A 1,141-nucleotide genomic window follows, 5' to 3' on the forward strand; every position below is an offset into this window, starting at 1 on the left:
ACCGCGACCTGGACCGTCACGTGGACCGCCCCCGCCCTCAACGACGGTGGCGAGTTCACCGAGACCCGACAGACCGCGTTCACCGCTGCGGTGGGCGAGGTCCAGGTCCTCAACTAGTGCCGCATCTCGTCGTCATCGATCTCACGGACGCGTACTGGCTCAGCCACCAGCACAGCTTCCCTGCCGCGCGCTGCTGGCGAGTGTCATTCCGTCGGCGTGCCGATCCGCAGCCGGTTGCCGTCAGGGTCGCGCAGCTCGATCTCACGCGCCCACGGAGCGTCCTTCGCCTGCACACCGAACTCGGAAGCGATGGCCTCGACATCACGAATGCGGAGGTAGACCAACGTGTCGGGGCGGGCGTCGCCCTTGTGCTCCGACAAGAACAACCGCACCCCGCCCCGGGCGACCTCGACGAACGCGGGAAGCCCCGGTTCGAAGCGGTGTTCCCACTGCTTGGCGAAGCCCAGTCGCTCGTACCAGGCAACCGCCGCCGCAGCGTCCTTGACGCGAAGAATGGGAATGACTTCCTCGTCCATGCAGCCCATCGTCGCAGACCACCCCACAGGGCGGACGTTGCCTGATGCGGCACTAGGCGGCCCATGGTCGGGTCTGTGGTCGGGCTCGACCACAGCAGGTCAAGCGGGCCGGGGCGAGCGGTGATGCGCTGCCCGTACGATGACCGGCGTGACCGCCCGCCGTGCCCTTGGCTCCGGCCCCCAGGCTCCCGCGCCCAGCATCCGCGCCGCCCAGGCCGACCTCCTCGACGCTCTCCCCGGAGAGCGTCTCTCCGACCTCGACGAGCTGCGAGCCCGAGGCGTGCTCGGCACGCGCCCGGCTGCGCCTCCGTCCCCGCGGCGGATCCTCGGGGCTGGTGGCCGTGTCGACGAGGAACTGCCCCACCAGCCCGCCTGACCCCCTTGGCACTGGTGCGCTGCCCCGTGGTGCCGTACCCGTGAAACGCCTGGTGGGCGGCACCCGCATGGGGTGCCGCCCACCAGGGCCAGCCCGGCTCACGTTCCGGGACACAGCGCCAGCGTCGCTCTCTCAGCTTGACGTTTAACGTCGCAGGTCACCCGACCTGCTGACCTGCGGTTCTTTCCGGGACAGCGGAGGCGGCCGTTCTCCACGCTTCGAGATGTCG

Annotated in this window: 2 protein-coding genes; one reads left to right on the forward strand and one right to left on the reverse strand. The window is 69.9% G+C overall.

Annotated features, from left to right (window positions below; translation table 11 throughout):
• Positions 1–203: 203 nt before the first annotated feature.
• Positions 204–536 carry a glyoxalase superfamily protein gene (locus tag ACFYY1_RS43305; protein ID WP_351267122.1) on the reverse strand — a complete coding sequence of 111 codons (333 nt, stop codon included), beginning with the start codon at positions 534–536 and terminating at the stop codon, positions 204–206.
• A gap of 148 nt (positions 537–684) precedes the next feature.
• Here ACFYY1_RS43305 and ACFYY1_RS43310 point away from each other — a divergent pair, with 148 nt between their 5' ends.
• Positions 685–912, forward strand: coding sequence for a hypothetical protein (locus ACFYY1_RS43310; protein ID WP_388595620.1), 228 nt, complete (start codon positions 685–687; stop codon positions 910–912).
• The last annotated feature ends 229 nt before the right edge of the window (positions 913–1,141 follow it).

This window comes from Streptomyces sp. NPDC001890 (genome assembly GCF_042891445.1).
Lineage (GTDB): Bacteria > Actinomycetota > Actinomycetes > Streptomycetales > Streptomycetaceae > Streptomyces.

Excerpts from the sequence above, each read along its gene's own strand:
- ACFYY1_RS43305 (WP_351267122.1), bottom strand. The coding sequence starts at position 536 with ATGGACGAGGAAGTCATTCCCATTCTTCGCGTCAAGGACGCTGCGGCG.